Annotated in this window: 17 protein-coding genes and 2 tRNA genes; 10 read left to right on the forward strand and 9 right to left on the reverse strand. The window is 41.7% G+C overall.

Annotated elements, in window-relative coordinates; translation table 11 throughout:
- The first annotated feature begins 413 nt into the window (after positions 1 to 413).
- From BDD43_RS26605 to BDD43_RS26615, 3 genes are all read left to right on the forward strand, one after another.
- A complete protein-coding gene (locus BDD43_RS26605; RefSeq protein ID WP_121201265.1) occupies positions 414 to 2,864 on the forward strand; it encodes a glycoside hydrolase family 31 protein in 2,451 nt (816 codons plus the stop codon).
- 393 nt (positions 2,865 to 3,257) lie between these two features.
- Positions 3,258 to 5,333, forward strand: a complete 2,076-nt coding sequence (glgB, locus tag BDD43_RS26610) for a 1,4-alpha-glucan branching protein GlgB (RefSeq protein WP_121201266.1) — start codon at positions 3,258 to 3,260, stop codon at positions 5,331 to 5,333.
- A gap of 8 nt (positions 5,334 to 5,341) precedes the next feature.
- Positions 5,342 to 6,424 (forward strand): alpha/beta hydrolase family protein, encoded by a 1,083-nt coding sequence (locus BDD43_RS26615; protein WP_121201267.1) that lies wholly within the window; start codon positions 5,342 to 5,344, stop codon positions 6,422 to 6,424.
- Between the two features lie 166 nt (positions 6,425 to 6,590).
- Here BDD43_RS26615 and gap read toward each other — a convergent pair whose 3' ends face one another.
- Genes gap through pfkA form a run of 3 tightly spaced genes read right to left on the reverse strand, consistent with a single transcriptional unit; the run spans position 6,591 to position 9,428 of the window.
- A complete protein-coding gene (gene gap / locus BDD43_RS26620; protein ID WP_121201268.1) occupies positions 6,591 to 7,586 on the reverse strand; it encodes a type I glyceraldehyde-3-phosphate dehydrogenase in 996 nt (331 codons plus the stop codon).
- Between the two features lie 7 nt (positions 7,587 to 7,593).
- The gene (locus BDD43_RS26625; RefSeq protein ID WP_121201269.1) at positions 7,594 to 8,442 is read right to left on the reverse strand and encodes a hypothetical protein; all 849 of its coding nucleotides are present in this window, start codon (positions 8,440 to 8,442) and stop codon (positions 7,594 to 7,596) included.
- Positions 8,443 to 8,447: 5 nt separating this feature from the next.
- Positions 8,448 to 9,428 carry a 6-phosphofructokinase gene (gene pfkA, locus BDD43_RS26630; RefSeq protein WP_211339739.1) on the reverse strand — a complete coding sequence of 327 codons (981 nt, stop codon included), beginning with the start codon at positions 9,426 to 9,428 and terminating at the stop codon, positions 8,448 to 8,450.
- A 133-nt stretch (positions 9,429 to 9,561) separates the two neighbouring features.
- Between pfkA and BDD43_RS26635 the strand changes: the two genes are divergently transcribed.
- A complete protein-coding gene (locus BDD43_RS26635) occupies positions 9,562 to 10,257 on the forward strand; it encodes an NUDIX hydrolase (protein WP_121201271.1) in 696 nt (231 codons plus the stop codon).
- Between the two features lie 74 nt (positions 10,258 to 10,331).
- Here the strand turns inward: BDD43_RS26635 and BDD43_RS26640 are convergent, their stop codons facing one another.
- From BDD43_RS26640 to BDD43_RS26665, 6 genes are all read right to left on the reverse strand, one after another.
- The gene (locus BDD43_RS26640; RefSeq protein WP_121201272.1) at positions 10,332 to 11,195 is read right to left on the reverse strand and encodes an N-acetylglucosamine kinase; all 864 of its coding nucleotides are present in this window, start codon (positions 11,193 to 11,195) and stop codon (positions 10,332 to 10,334) included.
- Between the two features lie 754 nt (positions 11,196 to 11,949).
- Positions 11,950 to 13,020, reverse strand: coding sequence for a hypothetical protein (locus BDD43_RS26645; RefSeq protein ID WP_147425752.1), 1,071 nt, complete (start codon positions 13,018 to 13,020; stop codon positions 11,950 to 11,952).
- Between the two features lie 102 nt (positions 13,021 to 13,122).
- Positions 13,123 to 15,837 carry a DNA ligase D gene (ligD, locus tag BDD43_RS26650; protein WP_121201274.1) on the reverse strand — a complete coding sequence of 905 codons (2,715 nt, stop codon included), beginning with the start codon at positions 15,835 to 15,837 and terminating at the stop codon, positions 13,123 to 13,125.
- Positions 15,838 to 15,848: 11 nt separating this feature from the next.
- On the reverse strand, positions 15,849 to 16,043 hold the full coding sequence (locus BDD43_RS26655; RefSeq protein ID WP_121201275.1) for a DUF3606 domain-containing protein: 195 nt from the start codon (positions 16,041 to 16,043) through the stop codon (positions 15,849 to 15,851).
- A 216-nt stretch (positions 16,044 to 16,259) separates the two neighbouring features.
- Positions 16,260 to 17,330, reverse strand: coding sequence for a WD40/YVTN/BNR-like repeat-containing protein (locus tag BDD43_RS26660; RefSeq protein ID WP_121201276.1), 1,071 nt, complete (start codon positions 17,328 to 17,330; stop codon positions 16,260 to 16,262).
- Positions 17,327 to 17,755 (reverse strand): DUF2147 domain-containing protein, encoded by a 429-nt coding sequence (locus BDD43_RS26665; protein ID WP_121201277.1) that lies wholly within the window; start codon positions 17,753 to 17,755, stop codon positions 17,327 to 17,329. The genes BDD43_RS26660 and BDD43_RS26665 overlap by 4 nt, the downstream gene beginning before the upstream one ends.
- A 151-nt stretch (positions 17,756 to 17,906) precedes the next feature.
- On the opposite strand from BDD43_RS26665, the gene BDD43_RS26670 reads away from it, so the two are divergent.
- From BDD43_RS26670 to BDD43_RS26695, 6 genes are all read left to right on the forward strand, one after another.
- Positions 17,907 to 17,990: transfer RNA gene (locus tag BDD43_RS26670), tRNA-Leu, on the forward strand.
- Between the two features lie 156 nt (positions 17,991 to 18,146).
- Positions 18,147 to 18,230: transfer RNA gene (locus tag BDD43_RS26675), tRNA-Leu, on the forward strand.
- Between the two features lie 231 nt (positions 18,231 to 18,461).
- Positions 18,462 to 19,001: an RNA polymerase sigma factor gene (locus BDD43_RS26680; RefSeq protein WP_121201278.1), complete on the forward strand. Its 540-nt coding sequence runs from the start codon at positions 18,462 to 18,464 to the stop codon at positions 18,999 to 19,001.
- Positions 18,998 to 19,819 (forward strand): HEAT repeat domain-containing protein, encoded by an 822-nt coding sequence (locus BDD43_RS26685; protein WP_121201279.1) that lies wholly within the window; start codon positions 18,998 to 19,000, stop codon positions 19,817 to 19,819. Before BDD43_RS26680 ends, BDD43_RS26685 begins: the two co-directional genes overlap by 4 nt.
- A gap of 102 nt (positions 19,820 to 19,921) precedes the next feature.
- Positions 19,922 to 20,692: a DUF4097 family beta strand repeat-containing protein gene (locus BDD43_RS26690; protein ID WP_121201280.1), complete on the forward strand. Its 771-nt coding sequence runs from the start codon at positions 19,922 to 19,924 to the stop codon at positions 20,690 to 20,692.
- Positions 20,693 to 20,713: 21 nt separating this feature from the next.
- A complete protein-coding gene (locus BDD43_RS26695; protein WP_121201281.1) occupies positions 20,714 to 21,433 on the forward strand; it encodes a hypothetical protein in 720 nt (239 codons plus the stop codon).
- Position 21,434: the final 1 nt, after the last annotated feature.

Genomic DNA, 21,434 nt, shown 5'->3' on the forward strand with positions numbered 1-21,434 from the left:
AGATAGATAACGTCGTGACAACTGAGGACAATATATCCCATCGGGACAATAGGTCGGTAGAAAATAAAGTATTTTGCCCCTTTAGGGGCACAATACATCAATTAGCAAATCTTTCACATACAAATTTTGGTTATCATGCCCAACAGCTATTCGCAAATTCATATTCATTGCGTATTTGCTGTAAAGTGGAGTATTGCCCCTAACGGGGCAAAAGAATCTCTGTTATAATCTTTTCTACCAACCTATTGTCCCGATGGCACCTATTGTCCTAAAACAATAATCCACTTTTTTCAACAAAAGGTTTTATATGGCGTGTTTATTGAAATATATTAGTTAATTTCAGGTTAACACAATATTATTGCAATCGGTTAACCCTAATTAATTTTCATTTTTTCAGATCAAACACAAATAAAATGGACGAAGTACAAGATCCTGAACTACCAGAGCATGATTTAGTTGAAGAAGGCGTAATTCAGCATTTGAATAATCCGGTTGCCGCGCTTAAACCCATCGTGAAAAAATATCTCGGTGCTGTGAAAAGCGTGCTACAGGAGGGAAATAAATTCTACTTTACCGATGGCGATGCCAAGGTTGAGGTAATTATTGTTAGCGACGATATTATCCGCGTGAGGCTGGCTCCGCACAGCGTTTTTTTAGACGAGTTTTCGTACGCGGTTACCGGGCTTGAGCAAAAGGTTTCGGTATTTTCGTTAAACGAAACCGATAAAGAATATATAGTTAGTACCAACACCGTTAACTGCCATATTAACAAGGCCGATTTCCTGATCTCTTTTTCGGATAACGACAACCACGTTACCAGCTCAGACGCCAAGCCGATGCACTGGGAAGAGAATGTGGCCTTTGGCGGCTATTATGTTTTTGGCACCAAGCAATGCCACAACGGCGAAAGCTTTTTTGGCCTGGGCGATAAGGCTACCGAACTTAACCTGAAGGGCAAACGTTTACAAAACTGGAACACCGATGCCTACTCTTTTGCTAAAGACCAGGACCCCTTGTACCGCAGCATACCGTTTTACATCAGCTTAAAAGAGGGAATTGCCTACGGGATATTTTTTGATAACACATTTAAATCGCACTTTGATTTTGGTGCCGAAGATAAAACCAAAACCAGCTTTTGGGCCGATGGCGGCGAGCTGCAATATTACTACATACACGGCCCGCACATGATGGATGTGGTTAAGCGTTACCATAGCTTAACCGGCACGCACCCTATGCCCCCGCTGTGGGCACTGGGTTACCAGCAATGCCGTTGGAGCTATTATCCCGAAAGTAAAGTTAAGGCAATTGCCAAAGGCTTTAGGGACAATAAAATACCCTGCGACGCGCTGTACCTTGATATTGATTACATGGATGGTTACCGGTGTTTTACCTGGAACCGCAAATACTTCCCCGATCCGAAGAAGATGATACGGGAACTGAGCGACCAGGGCTTTAAAACCGTTGTAATTATTGACCCCGGTATACGTGTTGACGATAATTACGGCGTGTTTAAAGAGGGCAAGGAAAAAAAATACTTTTGCCGCCGCAGCGACGATTATTTTATGGAGGGCCACGTTTGGCCGGGCCGCTGCCAGTTTCCGGATTTTACAAACCCCGAGGTACGCGAATGGTGGGGCGGTTTGTTTGATGAACTGGTACAATTAGGTGTTGCCGGTGTTTGGAACGACATGAACGAACCGGCAGTGTTTGGAGCCGGCACCTTCCCTGATGACGTGCGCCACCAGTACGACGGGCACCGCGGTTCGCACCGCAAAGCTCACAATGTTTATGGTATGCAAATGGTGCGCGCCACATACGAGGGCTTGCGTAAACTAATGAAGAATAAACGCCCGTTTACAATTACAAGAGCGGGTTACTCGGGCCTGCAAAGGTATGCCTGTGTTTGGACGGGCGATAATGTGGCATCGTGGGAACACCTAAAATTGGGTAATATACAATGCCAACGGTTATCAATGTCGGGCGTACCGTTTTGCGGAACGGATATTGGCGGCTTTAGCGGCGAGCCCGATGGCGAGTTATTTACGCGCTGGATACAACTGGGTGTGTTTTCGCCATTTATGCGGGCACACTCCGCCGGTGATACCCGCGAACGTGAACCCTGGAGCTTTGGCGAACCGTATACCAGCATTAACCGTAAATTTATTGATTTGCGTTACAGGCTGTTACCTTATTTATATTCGGCCTTTTGGGAACATTACCGCTATGGTTTCCCTATACTGCGGCCATTGGTTATGCAGGAACAGGAGGTTGAGATAAACCACTACCGCCAGGATGAGTTTACCTTTGGCGATAAAATATTGGTTTGTCCGGTTATGGAAGCAGGTGTCAAAAACCGCACCGTTTACTTACCCAAAGGCGATTGGTACCATTACTGGACGCACGAAAAACTACAAGGCGGCACCGAACTGGTTATTGAAACACCACTGGATTCGATGCCGATATTTGTTAAGGCAGGATCGGTAATACCAGAATCGCCGGTGATGCAGTACGTGGGCGAAAAGCAAATTGAAGAATTGCTTTTCCAGGTTTATTATGCTAATTATGAGGCCAACTCCTTCTTTTTTGAAGACTATGGCGAAACCTTTGCCTACGAGCAGGATATTTACCTCGAAAAAAAGTTTGTTACCATTGGCGATGAACAGAGCATGACCATCACACAATCGGTAGAAGGTTTATATACGCCCCGTTACGAAAATTATGAGATGAAAATAATAGGCTTGCCGTTTAAACCATCAAAGGTAATGGTGGATAACAAGCAGATTATTGAGACTACAATTGACGAACTGGAACGCTATCGCTTTAAAGCGAATAAGAACTTTAGGATGATACAGATATTTAAGTAAGACTTAATCAGAATTTTCGGGATTTTAGAATTAACAGAATATTGTCTGAACCGGAATTTATTGAATTTTAGAATTAACAGAGTATTGTCTGAACCGGAATTTATTGAATTTTAGAATTAACAGAATACTTGTGATAGTTCACATTTGGACATAAATTCTGTTAATTCTAAAATCCTGTTAATTCTGATTAAGCATTGAAAAATATTCTTACTTTATCCCCCCTTGCCAGGAATTTTCTGACCCTGAAACAACATTCTGTGAATTCTAAAATTCTATTAATTCTGATTCAGACAAACATCTACAATCAAAATTAATATACTAACTTGGACAAAATTAAGATTGCTAAATCAAATTAACCTAATTGCTGTTTAGCTCTATAATATACCGAGTACTATGGCCAAAAAAACCAATTTAACCGAAGCCGTTCCCGAAGCTGCAGCGCCTGCAACACCCGAAAACAAGATTAAACCAGTTACAAAAAAAGCTGATAAAGCTGTTGCCGTTAAAGCTAAACCGGCTAATAAAAGTGCAGTAACCGCTGCGGTTGTTAAAACCGAAACGTTAAATGCCATTGAGCCTTTTAGTTTATTAACCGATTTTGATATTAGTTTGTTTAAAAGTGGAAAGCACTTTAAACTGTACGAGAAGTTTGGATCGCATGTGGTAACGCATAAAGGCGTGGTGGGCACTTATTTTGCAGTTTGGGCACCAAATGCGCAGTATATTGCGGTTATTGGCAATTTTAATGGCTGGAACCGGGGCTCGCACCCACTGTTTGTACGTTGGGACGGAAGCGGCGTATGGGAGGGTTTTATACCCAATATTGGCGACGGTGAAACGTATAAATATTACATCAAATCGTCTACCGGCGAAGATTTGGAAAAAAGCGATCCCTTTGCTTTGCGCTGGGAAGAACCGCCGCGCACAGCATCAATAGTTACCCATACTTATTACGAATGGAACGATAAGAATTGGATGAATAACCGCATGCAGCACAATGCGCTGGATGCCCCCTGCTCGGTTTACGAAATTCATTTTGGCTCATGGGCCCGCGGATTGGAAGACCCAAGCGTATTTTTAACTTACCGCGATATGGCCGCCAAACTGGTGCCGTATGTTAAGGACATGGGCTTTACGCATGTGGAATTTATGCCGTTAATGGAGCATCCGTTTTATCCAAGTTGGGGGTACCAAATTGTGGGCTTTTTTGCAGCATCGTCGAGGTACGGCAGTCCGCAGGATTTGATGTACCTGATAGAGGAATTGCACAATGCCGGTATTGGTGTTATTTTTGACTGGGTGCCATCGCACTTCCCCGGCGATGTGCATGGCATTTATAATTTTGACGGCACGCATTTGTACGAACATGCCGACCCGCGCAAGGGCTATCACCCGGATTGGACATCGTACATATTTAACTACGGGCGCAACGAGGTTAAGGCCTTTTTAATAAGCAACGCGCTTTTTTGGCTCGACCGTTACCATGTTGACGGTTTACGGGTTGATGCTGTGGCCTCAATGCTGTATCTTGATTATTCGCGCAAGCATGGCGAATGGGAACCCAACATTTTTGGCGGTAACACCAACCTCGAAGCAATTTCGCTGTTAAAAGAATTTAATGAGGCCGTGTATAGCCACTTCCCTGATGTGCAAACCATTGCCGAAGAATCTACCTCGTTCACGGGGGTAAGCAGGCCAACCTTTTTAGGCGGACTGGGCTTTGGCATGAAATGGATGATGGGCTGGATGAACGACACGCTGAAGTACTTTAAAGAAGACCCGATAAACCGTAAATATCACCACAATAAAATTACATTTAGCACGGTTTATGCCTTTACCGAAAACTTTATGCTGCCGCTATCGCACGATGAAGTGGTTTACGGCAAACGCTCCATATTACGCAAAATGCCCGGCGATGAGTGGCAGCAATTTGCCAACCTGCGCCTGCTATACAGCTATATGTTTACCCACAGTGGCACCAAACTGTTGTTTATGGGCGATGAGTTTGGCCAAAGTGCCGAATGGAATTTTCAGCAATCGTTAGATTGGCACTTGTTGCAATATGCCCCGCACGAAGGTGCAAGGCAAACCGTTAAGGCCCTTAACTACCTATACCGCAGCGAACCGGCACTTTACGAGAAAAACTTTGGCAGCGATGGCTTTGCCTGGATTGATGGCGGCAATGCTACCGATTCGGTATTGGTTTACACCCGTAAGGGAAAAGACCCCAAAAACGACCTGGTTATTATTTTAAATATGACACCGGTAACCCGCAAAAATTACCGTATTGGTGTGCCTTATGCCGGTACCTGGAAAGAGGTATTTAACTCGGACGATAGTCATTTTTGGGGTAGCGGCGCAACTAACTCTGCCAAGCTAAAAACCGAAGAAGTTGAATGGCAATGGAAAAAGGATTCGATAGTGATAACCGCGCCGCCTTTAGGAGCTGTGGTGTTGAAACGTTGTTAACGTAAAACATGAAAAGTAAGATAGAAGATTTAAATAGGGTATACAGCTTTTGTATCTTACTGCTTGTATTTTGCTTTTTTACGCCGGTAGTGTTCGGCCAAACAGAACAATACCCTTCTCCCGCAAAGGTAGCTGCCGATTTCTATAAAATACTGGATAGGCCGAAGGTTGCCGCACAACCGCAGTTTGAGGTTATAATTACCGATTCGGTTATTATTGAAAAGGGTTCCATTTATAGCGAGCAAGATGAAAAGATACCTATAATTATCTACAAACCGCTTGGCCATGCCCGAAAGGCTTTCCCTACCGTTATTTGCTTACATGGCACAAGTGGCAACAAGCAGGATAAAGACATCAAAAACATGCTTTATCAAATCACCAAAAAAGGAATGATGGCTGTTGCCATTGATGCCCGCTACCACGGCGATCGTATTCCGGGTGGTGACCATGGTTCAAAAGAGTATGTGGCCGCAGCCATTAAAGCCTGGCAAAATACTAACCCCGCAAAACAAACTCATCCGTTTCTTTGGGATACTGTTTACGATTTGTGGCGACTTACCGATTACCTGGTTACCCGGCCAGATGTAAAAGCCAACCGCATAGGGATGACTGGCATATCAATGGGCGGAATTGAAACCTGGATGGCAGCATCGGTAGATAGCCGGATTAAGGTTGCCGTACTGGATATTGCCGCGCAAAGCTTTAAATGGAGTTTAGATAATGATAAATGGCAAGGCCGCACAAGTACCATACAGGCTGCTCATTTACAGGCCGCTAAAGACATGGGCGATTCGGTTTTAAACCAGCGCAATGTTAAAGCTGTTTGGGATAAACTGCTACCCGGCATTACCGGTGAATTTGATTGCCCATCAATGATACGCTTGTTTGCGCCGCGCCCACTACTGGTATTAAGCAACGAATTAGATGCCAATTGCCCCTTACCTGGCGCAAAAATAGCCTATCAATCGGCACAGGTAGCGTATGGAGCTAAATCCAACCGATTAGAAATGAACATTGCACTAAACCAACCGCACCGGCCCACGCCAGAGCATATGAAAATGCTGGTGGATTGGTTTGCGAAATGGTTGTGATGTGTGGGTATTGTAGACGATGATAACCGCCAACAGAGCGGGAAAAAAAACTTACAAAGAGAGGAAAACCTGATGCCGGACGAAATTAACTCTTGCCCACTTTACATTTAAAACAGCAAAGCCGGCTATCAACCGGCTTTGCAATATTGAAAGAAGTGTTATTAAATTAAAGTTTACCAACTTCCTGAACCATGTCAATCAGTTTGTTTGAGTAGCCCCATTCGTTATCGTACCATGATACTACTTTTACAAAGTTATCGTTTAGTGCGATACCTGCTTTGGCATCAAAAATTGAGGTACGTGCGTCACCTTTAAAGTCTTCGGATACTACGTCGTCTTCTGTGTAACCTAAAATACCTTTTAATTCACCTTCCGAAGCATCTTTCATCGCTTTCTTGATGTCTTCGTAAGTAGCTGCTTTTTTCAAACGAACTGTTAAATCAACTACAGATACGTCGGCAACCGGTACACGGAAACTCATACCTGTTAATTTACCTTTTAACTCAGGTATAACCAAAGTTACTGCTTTAGCAGCGCCGGTTGATGATGGGATAATGTTTTGGTAAGCACCACGGCCACCTCTCCAGTCTTTAGCCGATGGGCTATCTACTGTTTTTTGAGTTGCAGTTACCGCGTGTATGGTACTCATCAAACCTTCTTCAATACCAAAAGCATCGTTTAATACTTTAGCAATTGGTGCAAGGCAGTTTGTGGTACACGATGCGTTTGATACAATGGTATCAGTAGCTTTTAATAATTTGTGGTTAACGCCCATTACAAACGTAGGGGTATCATCCTTAGCTGGTGCGCTTAATACTACTTTTTTTGCACCGGCATCAATGTGTTTTTGTGCAGTATCTTTTGATAAAAACAAACCTGTTGATTCGATGATAACTTCGGCGCCAATTTCGCCCCATTTTAAGTTTGCCGGATCTTTTTCGGCAGTTACGCGGATAGTTTTGCCGTTAACAACCAAATGGCCACCTTCTACAGCGATGGTGCCTTTAAACTGACCGTGGGTTGAATCGTATTTTAACATGTAAGCCATATAATCAGGCTCAACCAGGTCATTAATACCTACAACTTCAATGTCGGCTCTTTCAATTGCTGCCCTAAAGGCTAAACGGCCAATACGGCCAAAGCCGTTAATTCCTATTTTCATGTTTTTTTTAATTTTTATTTGAATAATACTTTAATAAATTGTTGATAGGTTCTTTTATAATATTGCTGATGGTAACATCCAGTTCGGTGGCAGTTTCAATTAAGTTATCCTGAAAAGCAGCCGCTACGCTACCTATAAAATATACAGGGGTTTGCGGCTCATCCTTTAACAAGGGTTTAACGTAGGTGGTGATAAATTTTTTGAATCCCAATTTTATGGTTTCGCGCAAATATTCGTCGTGTTGGTTTTCTGAGTAAAACTCGGTAAATGAGCTTAAAAATAAAGCCGGTTGGGCACTACGATACACTTTTTCTAATATTTGTTTGCGGTCGTAATCATAACGTTTGGTAAACTTTTTTGTTATGTTATCGGGCAGGGTTTCGTTCATAAAACTCTTTAAAAGTACCCTGCCAAGCCAATTTGCCGATCCCTCATCGGCCAAAATATAGCCTAAACCATAATTATTGGCCTTTATCTTTTTACCGTCATAATATGCAGCGTTGCTGCCGCTACCCAATATGCACACAATACCTTTACGTTCTTTACAGGTGGCAATTGCCGCCCCTAAAACATCGTGTTCAACAAATATGCGGGCGTTTTTAAAAAACGCCGATAGCCCGTTGCTTACTGTTTGCTGCCTTGCGGCTGATGATGCACCGGCAGTAAAAAAATAAATTTTTTTGATCTCCTCGGCGTGGTGAATAAGGTTTATATTTTTGTTGAGCAATTGCAGTATAAACTTCTCGTCGTTAAGATAGGGGTTAATGCCCTGAGTTTTAAAAGTAGCAACGGTTTTATCCTTTATGGCTAAACGCCAGTCGGCAAAATTAGAACCACTGTAAACTACTGCTATCATTCAATTTATATAGATAAAACTTTCATCATCTGCATCAAATCATCTTCCAGTTTAAATTCGTGGTTAGCTAAAGCTTCTTCCAGGTCGGTTAAAACAATAACATTTCCTCTTAAACCCACCATTTTACGGCTCTCGCCTTTTAACAGCGCGTTAACTGCTGCATAACCTAAACGGCTGCCCAAAATACGATCAAAACTGCTCGGACTTCCGCCCCGTTGCAAATGCCCTAATATAGTAACTTTAGTGTGATATGATTTAATACGATCTTTAACTATTTTAGCAATATCATAAGCACCCCCATGGTTATCGCCCTCGGCAACAATAACAATGCTTGATGATTTGTTTGGCGAACTTTCCAAATCGCGTATCAAATCGTCTAAAGCTGTTTCTGTTTCGGGTAACATAATAGCTTCGGCACCGCCGGCTATACCTGCACGCAAAGCTATACAGCCCGAATCGCGCCCCATTACTTCAACAAAAAACAAACGGTCGTGCGAGTCGGCGGTATCACGAATCTTATCTAAAGCCTCAATAACGGTATTGGTAGCGGTGTCAAAACCCAATGTATAGTCCGACCCATATAAGTCGTTATCAATAGTTCCGGGTACACCAATTACAGCAATATCAGGATAGTTTTTCGAAAACCGCAAGGCTCCGGTAAAGGTACCATCGCCGCCAATACATACCAGGGCGTCAATTTCCCGGTCTTTTAAGTTTTTGTAGGCTATTGCCTGCCCCTCATCGGTTTTAAAGGGCATGCAGCGGGCCGTTTTCAATATCGTTCCGCCCAGGTGCAGGGTATTACTTACCGAACGCGTGTTCATGTCTTTCATGTTGTCGTCAATAAGGCCCTGGTAACCTTGCATCACCCCAACAGCTTGCTTGCCATTATATATAGCAGTGCGCACAACGGCACGTATACAGGGGTTCATGCCAGGTGCATCACCGCCCGACGTTAGAACAGCTATTTTACGGATATTTTGCATGATCGATTTGGGTTTATCAGGATATGCGAAGATAATGTGTATTTTTTACACTATGTAAATTTATTTTTTATTTTTTATTCTCTTTGATTGAAATTAACACTCTATATTTATTTTTAATTAAAACTACACACATTTGGAAACAGGTTTACCTAAATTTGATTCTGCATTTTCTATTGATTGCGTAATTTTTGGATTTGAAGCCGGTGAGCTAAAGGTTTTATTAATTGAGCGTAACGAAGATCCGTTTAAAGATTGGTGGGCACTACCCGGCAACATGGTAGAAAATAACGAGAGTATTGAAGATGCGGCAACCCGCATTTTATATGAGCTTACCGGCCTGCACGATATGCATATGGAGCAGTTTCATACTTTTGGAGCCGTACAAAGGCACCCCCTGGGCAGAGTAATTACCGTTGCCTATTATGCTTTAATTAGAATAATTGGCCAAAAAGAAGTAAAACCGGTAACCAAATATGCAAAAAAAGCGGCGTGGCGCTCGGTTAACGAGTTACCTAAACTTGCTTATGACCATAGTGAAATTTTTGAAACCAGCATACAAAAATTACGCCGCCGTTTAGGCTATCAGCCTATTGCATTTGAGCTACTGCCCGAAAAATTTACACTTACGCAGTTACAATTACTTTATGAAGCTATATTGAATAAAAAGCTTGATAAACGTAATTTCCGTAAAAAAATGTTGAGCTACGGTTTTTTGAAAGAGTTGGACGAAAAACAAAAAGGCGTATCATACAGGGCTGCCAAGCTGTACAAATTTGACCGGCGGAAATATTACAAGATATTTCAAAACGATTTAACGCCCGAAAATTAAACCGAACAGGCTAATAACAAATAAAGCGATGGGTTTACCATCGCTTTATTTGTTATTTTGAGGTTGCGCCTAAATTAATTTTTAGACGACGGTGCTAATTCCATGTGATACTTAACCAGGTTATCTATAGGCGAGCGGATGATGTTACCCATCTTCATCCCATTTTCGGTAACCACTTCTTCAAGTACGTTACGAAAGTTATAACCTACCGAACCAATACAGTTAAAGGTGTATTTTTGAAAATCGGGGTAATGCGTAACTAAGTTGCGGAAAAAATCATCGAACGACGATTTTACCAAATTGCGCGAATACTCAATGTTTACCGTATTATCATAAACAAATTTACTAAAGCCTGCACAAAAGCGGTTAGCCAGTGGCTTAGTATATACATTATCAATCACCTCGTCGGGAGTTAATTTGTAGGTTTCCCAAAAAAGTTCGCGCACCGGCTCGGGCATATAACCGCGTACATAATCGCCCAATAGTTTTTTGCCAATGTAACAGCCACTACCCTCGTCGCCCAAAATGTAAGCTAACGAATCAATGTTGTGTATAATATTTTGGCCATCATAAATACAAGAGTTGGTACCTGTACCCAAAATAGCCGCAAAACCTTCGTTTGTGCCTAAAACCGCCCTTGCTGCGGCAAGCAAATCGTGCCCTATGTTAACCTTTGCATTAACAAACACCGCTTGCATGGCAGCTTCAACAATTTTTTTCTTATCATCAACAGAGCAGCCTGCACCGTAGTAATTAACCTCGGTTATTTTATCTATTTGCAGGTCAACAGGTAAACTCTCCTTTAAAGAGCTAATAATATAATCGGCACTCGAAAAATAAGGGTTGTACCCTTCGGTGTTAAAATAAACCTTCTTTTGTTCGTCGGTTATTAAACACCAGTTAGTTTTAGTTGAGCCACCGTCGGCGATGATAATCATATCTTGTAGTTTAATTTGGCCTTAAAAGTATGATTTTGCGATGTGTAAAAAAAACACTTAGGTAATTTATTTTTACATGGATTTAGTATTAATTTATTATACACCGCGGCAACCACACCAAAAAACTTCAATTAACTGATTATCATTAATATATATAAAAAATGTTGAAATTACAATTATTTTTAACGCTGACGCACTTTTTTTTTAACATCCACTTAATTTGCAATAAAAGCATCAGTTGTTATGTTAATAGCACTCCGCGTTGAGTAAAAAACAAGATATTCCTTTTTAACAGGACTTCAAATTTTTCGGCCAAAGGCTATCATATTATGAGATTCCGCTTTGCTTAAATGTCATAAAAAAGTAAGCTATTTTGTTTTTTGGGCGGGGTAAAAAATTAATTTATTTACATTAAATTAATAAATTCTATGTAAAATTAATTTCAACTTCTATTTGTATTAAAATTTTAGCTTTTAATTATCCTTAATAATGCCATTTTCGCATTTAAAAAACCCCGAATAAATACATAAAAGTTGGTTTAGACAAAACTAAGTGGTTTTTTTGTCGTTTAAACAGTAACCAATTTATAATATATATAAACACACTAAGGAGGATCCCCGGATGATAACGCTAATTGTTGTACTAATTGCCGCAAACGTTTTTTTTGGAATTTATCGTGCTGACGAACGCAAGCACAGCCATCATTGAAAACTATAGGCAAGTGGTATGCAAACAATGCATACCACTTGCTTTTTTACTTTGATGTTAAATTAGCAGTCATATCGAAAGATGCTACCGAAGCTTTGCTAGTTGGCATTTGATTATAGGCCGAAAAAAAGATATACTTTTTATCTTTATCAATACCGTTAAACATCTTCCCTATCACTTTAATAATATTTTCATTTTCGCGCTTTAACGCAGTTGTATCCCTAACATTGATAGACGATATATAGTGGATAGCCGGAAATACACCCTCACCAGTTGTTTGGTGCGTAATTTCGAATATTTTAGGATTGGTTGGCACACCGCTTATCACCAAAGGGTAATGAAATTTATTTAAAAAATCCATCAATTTTCCGCGAAATGCAGTTATCTCGCTATCGTCTTCGTACTGCCATAATCGGCTTGGTTCGGCGCATTTATCTGCTAACTGCAAGTAGGTAAAAGCATCAATATTATAGCCTTTGTTGTAGTTTTTAAGGGCTATTTTATAAAGCTCGGGAGCGGTTTTGCCCATTATGGTATAGGGTTGTAACTCCAGGTTATTTATTCGCCAGCCGTAATTGTATTTACAGTATACCACGGTTAGCATATATTTATCGGCCTGGTTTTTAGGTGCCATAAATGCTATGTACATTTCTTCGGTTGCGGTGGCGCAGTATAATTTATACCGCGTGCCGTCGGTTGCCTTTGTATCAAGTTTGTGCTTGTCACTTGGTTTATCACTCACAATATAATATTCGTCCAGCAGCAAATAATTGCCCAACTGGCTTTGCACGTTTGCCAGTTCAACCGTCCGCTTATATTCGTCATTAGCTAACAGCTCTTTCGATAACAGGTCTTCCACAGCGTAAACCTTATTGGCCTTAATAGCATCAAGCAATTGGTTATTCAATTTATGAAACTCATCGCGTTTACTACTCTTAATTGCTTCATTTTTATAAACTCCAGGCTGGCCGGGGCCGCAGCCTTGTAAAGCGGCAGCCATTAACAATATAGCGAGAAACCGAACGTATAGTATTGAAAATTTAATGTTTGAGAACTCTCTTTTTATAATTGGCGGGTAATATGGAAGCCCTATAAGTCCATATAATTTAATTTTCATTGTGGCAAGTGGTTTTATAAACAATAATAACCAAAATACCGCAATTGCAAACACGTTAAGCCGCATTTTTGAACACACAATGCACTTAATGTGCTCATTAACCTAAACCTTAAAAATACTTTTTGCCTTGGTAATGGTTTTTTCCAGATCAATACCCTCATCTAAAACGCCTTTAAACAAATCTCCTTCCGCTTTTAAACGGTCGATAGCGTTAAATATAGTAAAGTGGCGCATGGTGAGGCCTGGTTTAAGCTCCTCCCAATGCAAGGGCATTGATACCGTTGCTCCTACTTTTGGCCGTAACGAATATGGCCCGGCAATGGTGGCACCGGGGCGGTTCTGCAAAAAATCGAGATACATTTTGCCGTGGCGCGCGGCTACCATACGCTCCAGACTGGTATAATCCGGAATTTGTTGGTGAACGATGTTGACGATAATGCGCGCAAACATCTGCGATTGATGGTAAGTGTATTTTGCATTAAGCGGAATATAAATATGCATCCCGGTTGAACCGGATGTTTTACAATAACAAGGCACATCAATAGCATCCAAAACCTTTTTTACCTCTAACGCTGCCGCAATAACCTGGTTAAAGGTATGTTTATCCGGATCAAGGTCTATCACGCAATAATCGGGATTATCAGGCGATTGTATGCGGCTAAACCAGGGATTCATCTCTATACATCCCAAAGAAGCCATCCATAACAAACTGGCTTCGTCGGCGCCTACAAGGTACTCCTTATGCTCATCGTCGCTGGTGGTATAAGGGAAGGTTTTTACCCAATCGGGCGATTTGCCTTTTACATCTTTTTGATAAAAGCTCGGGCCGTGTATACCTCCCGGAAAGCGGTTGAGCGACATTGGCCTGTCTTTTAAATAAGGCAAAATATATTCGGCAACCTGGCAGTAATAGTTAAACATATCGCGCTTGGTAACCTTATCCTCCGGCCAGTAAATTTTACTTAAATGCGTAAATTTTAAATCGTGGCCGCATATGGTACGCACTTGCGTTTCATCTTTAGGGTTAAGTAATGTTTTACGCTCCTTACCCTTTGGTGGTTCAATAGCTTCCGAATGCATATCCGGTTCTCCTTTAACTTCTTCGATTATAATCTTGGTATCTGAGGCATTTTCGCGTACTACGTCGGTAGCTTTTTTATCAATCCTCATGCCCCTAAAAGATGGGTGCCTAAAAACCCCGTCGCTGGTTACCTCACTAAAAGCTACTTCGCAAACCAGTTGAGGTTGCAACCAGGTGGCCTTTGCCTTAGGCGGATTTGGACGAAAACGCGAAGGCTTATTTACATCGGGAATGGTTTTGAAAGGGCTTTCGGCGGTAATTAAAGGTTTAAACTGAGCCATCATTTCTTTTTGTACCTTGTCCGAAAAACCCGTACCTACCTTGCCAACATATTGCAGCAAACCATCATCATATACGCCCAACAGCAACGAGCTAAATTGCTTTGCAGTATCCTCATTTTTGGTATAACCCGCTATAACTACTTCCTGCCGTTTATGTACTTTTATTTTCAACCATTCGTTGGAACGAATACCGGGCGAATAAGTGCTGCCGGCCTTTTTTGCAATAATGCCTTCCAAACCCATCCGTTCGGCGGCGGCAAAAAATTGTTTTCCGCTTGCGTTAAAAACTTTACTGACCCGAATATTGTCGTTATTGGTTGGCAAAACTTGTTTAAGTATAGCTTGCCGTTCAATTAATGGCAGTTCCATCAGGTTTTTTCCGTCATACCAAAGCAAATCAAATATATAGTATACCAATTCGCCGTCGGCTTCGCTACGCCAGTTTTGAAGATCGCCAAAGTTGGAAATTCCCTTATCGTTGAGCACCAAAATTTCGCCGTCTGCCACCAGGTTTATATCCCAATTTTGCAAGGCTTTGTATATGGGATAAAATTTTTGATTAAAATCCTTATTATTTCTCGATACCAGTTCAACTTCACCCTTGTTAACAAAGGCAAGGGCACGGTAGCCATCCCATTTAACTTCGTACAGCCAATCGGGGTCATCAAAGGGCTCGTCAACAAGTGTGGCAAGCATGGGCTTAACCCCTTTGGGAATGGCTCCTTTTTTTCCCTTTTTAAGCAAAGCAGTTATGTCAACAACTTCCGTTTTATCTTTTGGCTTGCTATCACTTATGGCTTTGGCCGGAGCTTTTTTTTTACCGGCCTTTTTGGGTTCTTCTATCTCTTCTTCATGCCCATGCTGCCAAACTTTATCGCCCGATTGCTCCATTGTTTCGATAGTTTTACCAGAAATAACAGATTTATCCTTTTTTGTAATATCATCCGTTGAAGCAAATTTGTCGTTATGCTTTATTAAAAGCCAGCCGTTTTCGCCCATGCCATGGGTTTTAACCAAGGCATATTCGCCTTCCAGCTTTTTACCATGCAGTTTTATTTTGAGCGATCCCGATTTGAGTTGCTTTAACAGATGCTTTTCCTGGGCTTTTTTACCGTCAATTTCTTCAATGGGTTCGTAAGTTCCTTCGTCCCAAACTATAACCGTACCGCCACCGTATTCGCCTTGCGGAATTATGCCTTCAAAACTTCGGTAATCAAAAGGATGGTCTTCAACCATCATGGCCAAACGTTTGGTTTTAGGGTCGGTAGAAGGGCCCTTGGGTATCGCCCAGCTTTTTAACACGCCTTCCATCTCCAGCCTAAAATCATAATGCAGGTGCGATGCATGGTGCTTTTGTATCACAAACAACAGTTTACCTTTATCTGCACTTTTACCGGCTTTAGGTTCGGCAGTTTTAGTAAAATCGCGCTTCTCAACATACTTTTCCAGGCTCATGGTATCAAATGTTAATTGTTATTGAGATACCTTTTTATATCAACTATTGATGTACCCACGTTTTTAACTGCGAGCTTTAACGCTTCAATGGTAGTGTGTAATTCTTTGGTCCAGTGTTCTACTTCGTAATATTCGTGGATATTGATCTTGTTGTTATCAATACCTCCAATTTGTGGCTCGTCCATGTTATTTAACAATTTATCCAATAGTTTATAATTATTAGATAAACATTAAATAGCACCGAAAGGTTTTAAATGGCACTGACTCGCTATTTGATAAAATTATAGACAAGAACCAACACCTGCATTATAGTTTGCAGATTGTTAGCAGTTTACACTGAGTTTGAGCACTCGCGTTTTATTAAACGTGCTACTAAAAACACATAAAACCAATTAATATGGTTTTAAAAAGAGATTTAACGGCTAAATTTTGATGTAAGGAATAAGATATTCTTTAGGAGGAGTGTAACGGGCTATGCGGCCATTGTTACCTACAAGCAGCAGGAGTTTGCCGCTTTTTGCCTTATTGCAGGCATTAAAACTGTTGTTATCTATTTTTACCCAGTTAAGGCCGCCATCTTTACTGTACCAAGTTCCGGCTGTACCGGTTGAGATGTATTTATTGCCACTGGTATACTCTACACACGATTGAAAACCGGGGGTAAGTTTTGCCATTTTCCAGGTTTTACCGCCGTTGTCCGAAAAGCAGGCGGTCGAGTCCGTTCGTTGGTCGTGTGTGTAATCGCCGCCTACAACTACCCAGTGCTTGCTATCTGTAGCTACCGAAAACGCTCCGCAACTTGACGAACTGTGCGTAATGGGCAACGCTTGCTGTATCCATTTTTTATCGGTTGATAGGGCGTACATTATACTTGATGCGCTACCGCCCGATACCACCATTAGTTCGTTATTGCGCAGTAAACCATTTTTATTAATGGTAAGGCAGGTGCCACTGGCCGCAAATGCAGCCTCACCCATTTTTGCAACCGGCGATTTAGAAGGGTCTTTTTGCTTCCAGGTGAGGCCTTTATCCAAAGTTTCAAAAACTACAAAACGGTTTTTAATGGGGTCGCCTAATATGCAACCGTATTTACCGTTAAAATCCATTGCATCAAAAAAAACCGATGTATCGCGGTTATGATACTTTACCTGCCATGACACGCCCCCATCTAAAGTTTTAAGAATTAGTGCCGGCGTACCCGAGCTCATAATAACGGCTTCTTTATCCGAAAACGCTTCAATATCCCTAAAATCCGATTGCTCAAAGCCTTTTACCTGTTGCCAGTTCCAGGTTCGGCCGCCATCTTTGGTGCTGGCTACATAACCTTTACTCCCGCTTATCCAGGCTACTTTATCGCTAACTACCGATAGGCCCCTTAAACTTGTGGGCCTGCCTTGTTGTAAAACTGTTACCTTTTGAGCTAACAAAGTATTGATCTCCGCCAAGAAGATCAATACTAAAAAGCAAATAAATTTTATTCTGTTTCTTATCATTTAACTTTTGTCCACTCTTCCGTTCGGCCCAATAACGATATACCTATATATCCTCTTATTTTTAAAACATCGCCCTTTAAAGTCATCTTGCAGCTATATGTTTTACCGCTCTTAGGGTCGTATATGGTGCCGTCTACATAGGTGTTACCATCACAGGTAAAACTTTGTAAAAGCTCCAGGCCTAATTCGGGACGGCTTTTAAGCGCCGGATCTGGGTTTAGTTTATCCGTTTTAGGCTTCCCGGCCTCATCATTCGGAAACTTTATCCAGGCCAGCTTACCAAAAAACTTGTCGCCTTTTTTATATATCTGCACCTGACCTTCGCCACTGGGGTTGAGCCACTTACCTACAATTGCATCGCAATTTTGCGCCAACGCGCTTACAGATACTGTTATGCACAGCATCACCATTATCATCTTCTTCATAGTTTATAAATTTTATTAATTGGTAAAACTAATTTAAACCTAATACACCTTAATAGCAAGCATTAACAATTTTATATTTATTTGAACACATGCATTAAAAATTTATATTTGCAGCCCCATGCAAGTATGTAAATTGCTGCATGGTTGTATTGCCCGGATGGCGAAATTGGTAAACGTTGCGGTCTCAGAAGCCGTTGAGAATTGTCTCTTGAGAGTTCGAGTCTCTCTTCGGGCACATCCTTTTTAGTTAATTGGTTCAAATGTTCATTGGTTCATTGGTCTTATCAAGTTCGGATAAGTGCAAAGGAATCATTGACCATCGAACAAAGTTTATTGTTGTTTTTTTATAAAGCACTAATAAACCAATGGCTAATTAACTAATGAACAAAATGCCCAGGTGGCGAAATTGGTAGACGCACCATCTTGAGGGGGTGGCACTCGTAAGGGTGTGGCAGTTCGAATCTGCTCCTGGGCACACTCAAATAACAAATACAAACCAGCGGTTAGTTTCAGGCAACGGCAACTCTACCGGGCTTAATTCAACCAACTATCGTTATTAACGTTTTATAACGTTTGCTACATCGCCTGGTACCTCAATCAAACAAATTAAAATTTCTTTGTTTCATTTGTAACATTCAGTTCATCTTTACGACTTGATTATGTAACGCATCCATATTTAGCTGACTGATTGCGTTGATTTACAAAAATGGCAACACCCGACGAACTGATAGAACTGTGTAAAAACGGAGACCCTTTGGGCTATACCGGTTTGTATCAGGCGTATGCCAAACAGGTTTATAATTCAATTTACCGCTTGCTTGACCATAGCGGTGAGGCTGAAGATGTTTTGCAGGAAACTTTTGTGGCAGCATTCCAATCTATTCATCAGTTTAACCATACGGGAGCTTTTGGGTCGTGGATAAAACGGATAGGCATTAACAAGGCAGTTACCCTGGTACGCAAAAGAAAGTTAAAATGGGTAGAACTGGAGCCCGTAGACATGATGACCCGCGAAGATGAAGCGATTGACGAGGAAGATTTTGAATATACCATGGACGCAGTTACTCAGGCTATTGCTTTGTTACCCGTAAACTACCGAACAGTGTTTCAGCTTTATGCAGTTGAAAACGTACCACAAACGGAAATAGCCAAAATGCTGGGCATTAGTCACAATGCGGTTAGGACGCAATATTTTAGGGCTAAAAACAAGGTGTTAAACATGTTAAAAGAAAAAGCATTGTCATGAAGAGCGGATTGGAGAAATTTATTGAGGATAATAGCGGGGAAATGGACATCAAAACGCCTAACCCCGAAGTGCTTGCGCGGATATTACAGCAAATGAAGGTAAAACCGGAGGCGAAGCAGCGTAATGGCATCCTCATTTCTTTTAGCACATTGCGATGGGCGGCTGCGGCGCTTGTGTTATTGGCTTGTGGTATAACACTATACCTGGCGCAAAACCATGGCGGCCAGCAGGTTGCCAGCACCAGCCTCGTTACAAAAAAAACAATAACACTTTTGCACAGCGATACTACGACAGATGCTCAACCGAAACAAACAGCCGCCACCGATTTACCCGATACCAGGAACAGGGATGAGGTTGACCGCCAGATTGCGCAACGTAAAAGCGCATTGCTGGCCAAATTTAGCAGCGATAACACGGCATCGCGTAAACTTATTATGCTCGCCGGTTTAAAAGATATGGATTCGCCGGCAAAACGAATTACCGCAGTTGCGCAGGCCGGTGGCTTTAAAATGGTTGGTCGCGACATTATTACGGCCCTATTGCATACCCTAAACAACGACCCTAATACCAATGTACGCCTGGCCGCGCTTGATGGGCTGGCCCGCTTTTACCGCGAAACCTACATTCGTAAACAACTAATTGTTGCTTTAAAAACACAGCAAAACCCAACCGTACAAATAGCACTGATTGAATTACTAACCAGAATGAAGGAAGCCGCCGTGTTAGCCGAACTGGATAAAATTGTAGCCAGCGACAGCACCATGACAGCCGTGAAGGATTGTGCTTACTCCGGAATATTTAAATTAAGAAAATCGTAAAACAACATATCACTAAGTAAAGGCAGAGGCATCCGGTTCATGCATGACGGAGCGCGTTTAGCTGATGCATTTAATTAACCATCAATAAATAAAATAACAGCAATGAAAAAGTATTTTGTAACTACAATAATAGCTCTATTAGCCATAAGCGCCGCCAGCGCACAAGAATATAAAGTAAACAAATCCAGCGGTAAATTGGTAATCAGCCTGCCGTCGGTAGTTGTGGAGGGATATAGCGGCAATGCAATCGTATTTAGTTCGCTGCATAAAATTGAACAGGTTGACGAGCGTGCCAAGGGCCTGCAATTGATTAGCGGAACAGGCTTTACCGACAATACGGGACTGGGTATTAGTGTGGAAGACAAGGCGAACACTATTGAGGTAAACCAGGTAGCATCCAGAGACGAAGCCATTAAAATACTGGTACCCAAAGGCGTAAAAGTTTCTTACGCTTACAACAAAGTATTTAACGCGGGCAAAGTGGTTTTTACCAATGTTGAAAGTGAAATAGAGGTTTCTGTATCATACAACCAGGTAAAACTGGAAAACATTACCGGGCCGGTTACCGTGAATGCTATTTATGGGGCTGTTGATGCGGTGTTTAAAGGCGTGGTTCAAGGGCCGGTATCTATCGTTTCCATCTATTCTACGGTAGATGTGGCTATACCCGTAGCAACCAAAGCTAATTTAAAGCTGAACAGCACGCATGGCGATATTTTTGCTTCGAGCGAGTTTAAGGTGGATATGGAAAAAACAACCAGCGACGATATGGTTCAATACGGTGGTAACGTAAAGGGCAAACTTAACGGTGGCGGCACCGATTTTACCCTGAAAACAGAGTACGGTAAAATTTATCTGCGCAAAGCCAATTGATTTATTTTAAACATCAACAGCATGAAAAATACATTATTTTGCCTTTGTTGCCTGCTTGCAGCATCCGGCTATGCGCAAACCATCGTCACCAAATCATACCCTATTAAAGCCGGGCAGGAGCTTGTTTTAAAATTTGATTATCCTAAGGTACATGTAAGTACCTGGGATAAAAGTGAAGTGCTTGTTACCGCTAAGGTGAACATTAACGATGATGAAAATGACAGCTCCTTTACGTTAACAGACGAACTGGCCAACGGAACGCTATACATTGCTGATAAAATTGAGGGGATGGACAAATTACCGCACCGTTACACCATTACGCAAAACGGTAAGAAAACCATATTTAAAACCAAGGAAGCTTTTGATGAATATAGAAAAACCTCGGGCGCGGTTAGATCGTATTCGCAAGGCACAGATATAGATATTACCATTGAGGTGAAGGTACCCGCCAATACTGCCACTACCATCAAAGCTATATATGGCATGGTAGAAATGGCAAACTTTAACGGCCCGGCTAGTATTGATGCTACATATGGCGGTATAGATGCCACTTTGGTTAAAACCCAAACCGGCAAACTACAGGCAACCACAAGTTTTGGCGAAATTTATTCTAACCTCGATCTGGTTTTAACCGATAAGGGTAGCCGCGACTTTTTCACATCGATTACTGCCGAGCCAGGCAAAGGCCCTGCTTATGCTTTTAAGTCTACCTATGGTAAGATATATTTGAGGAAACCTTAAT

The organism is Mucilaginibacter gracilis (assembly GCF_003633615.1).
Lineage (GTDB): Bacteria > Bacteroidota > Bacteroidia > Sphingobacteriales > Sphingobacteriaceae > Mucilaginibacter > Mucilaginibacter gracilis.

Excerpts from the sequence above, each read along its gene's own strand:
- pfkA (WP_211339739.1), bottom strand. The coding sequence starts at position 9,428 with ATGCAAAATATCCGTAAAATAGCTGTTCTAACGTCGGGCGGTGATGCA.
- BDD43_RS26680 (WP_121201278.1), top strand. The coding sequence starts at position 18,462 with ATGGCAACACCCGACGAACTGATAGAACTGTGTAAAAACGGAGACCCT.
- BDD43_RS26645 (WP_147425752.1), bottom strand. The coding sequence starts at position 13,020 with ATGAAAATTAAATTATATGGACTTATAGGGCTTCCATATTACCCGCCA.
- BDD43_RS26685 (WP_121201279.1), top strand. The coding sequence starts at position 18,998 with ATGAAGAGCGGATTGGAGAAATTTATTGAGGATAATAGCGGGGAAATG.
- gap (WP_121201268.1), bottom strand. The coding sequence starts at position 7,586 with ATGAAAATAGGAATTAACGGCTTTGGCCGTATTGGCCGTTTAGCCTTT.
- BDD43_RS26615 (WP_121201267.1), top strand. The coding sequence starts at position 5,342 with ATGAAAAGTAAGATAGAAGATTTAAATAGGGTATACAGCTTTTGTATC.
- BDD43_RS26665 (WP_121201277.1), bottom strand. The coding sequence starts at position 17,755 with ATGAAGAAGATGATAATGGTGATGCTGTGCATAACAGTATCTGTAAGC.
- ligD (WP_121201274.1), bottom strand. The coding sequence starts at position 15,837 with ATGAGCCTGGAAAAGTATGTTGAGAAGCGCGATTTTACTAAAACTGCC.
- glgB (WP_121201266.1), top strand. The coding sequence starts at position 3,258 with ATGGCCAAAAAAACCAATTTAACCGAAGCCGTTCCCGAAGCTGCAGCG.
- BDD43_RS26625 (WP_121201269.1), bottom strand. The coding sequence starts at position 8,442 with ATGATAGCAGTAGTTTACAGTGGTTCTAATTTTGCCGACTGGCGTTTA.
- BDD43_RS26695 (WP_121201281.1), top strand. The coding sequence starts at position 20,714 with ATGAAAAATACATTATTTTGCCTTTGTTGCCTGCTTGCAGCATCCGGC.
- BDD43_RS26660 (WP_121201276.1), bottom strand. The coding sequence starts at position 17,330 with ATGATAAGAAACAGAATAAAATTTATTTGCTTTTTAGTATTGATCTTC.
- BDD43_RS26605 (WP_121201265.1), top strand. The coding sequence starts at position 414 with ATGGACGAAGTACAAGATCCTGAACTACCAGAGCATGATTTAGTTGAA.
- BDD43_RS26640 (WP_121201272.1), bottom strand. The coding sequence starts at position 11,195 with ATGATTATCATCGCCGACGGTGGCTCAACTAAAACTAACTGGTGTTTA.
- BDD43_RS26690 (WP_121201280.1), top strand. The coding sequence starts at position 19,922 with ATGAAAAAGTATTTTGTAACTACAATAATAGCTCTATTAGCCATAAGC.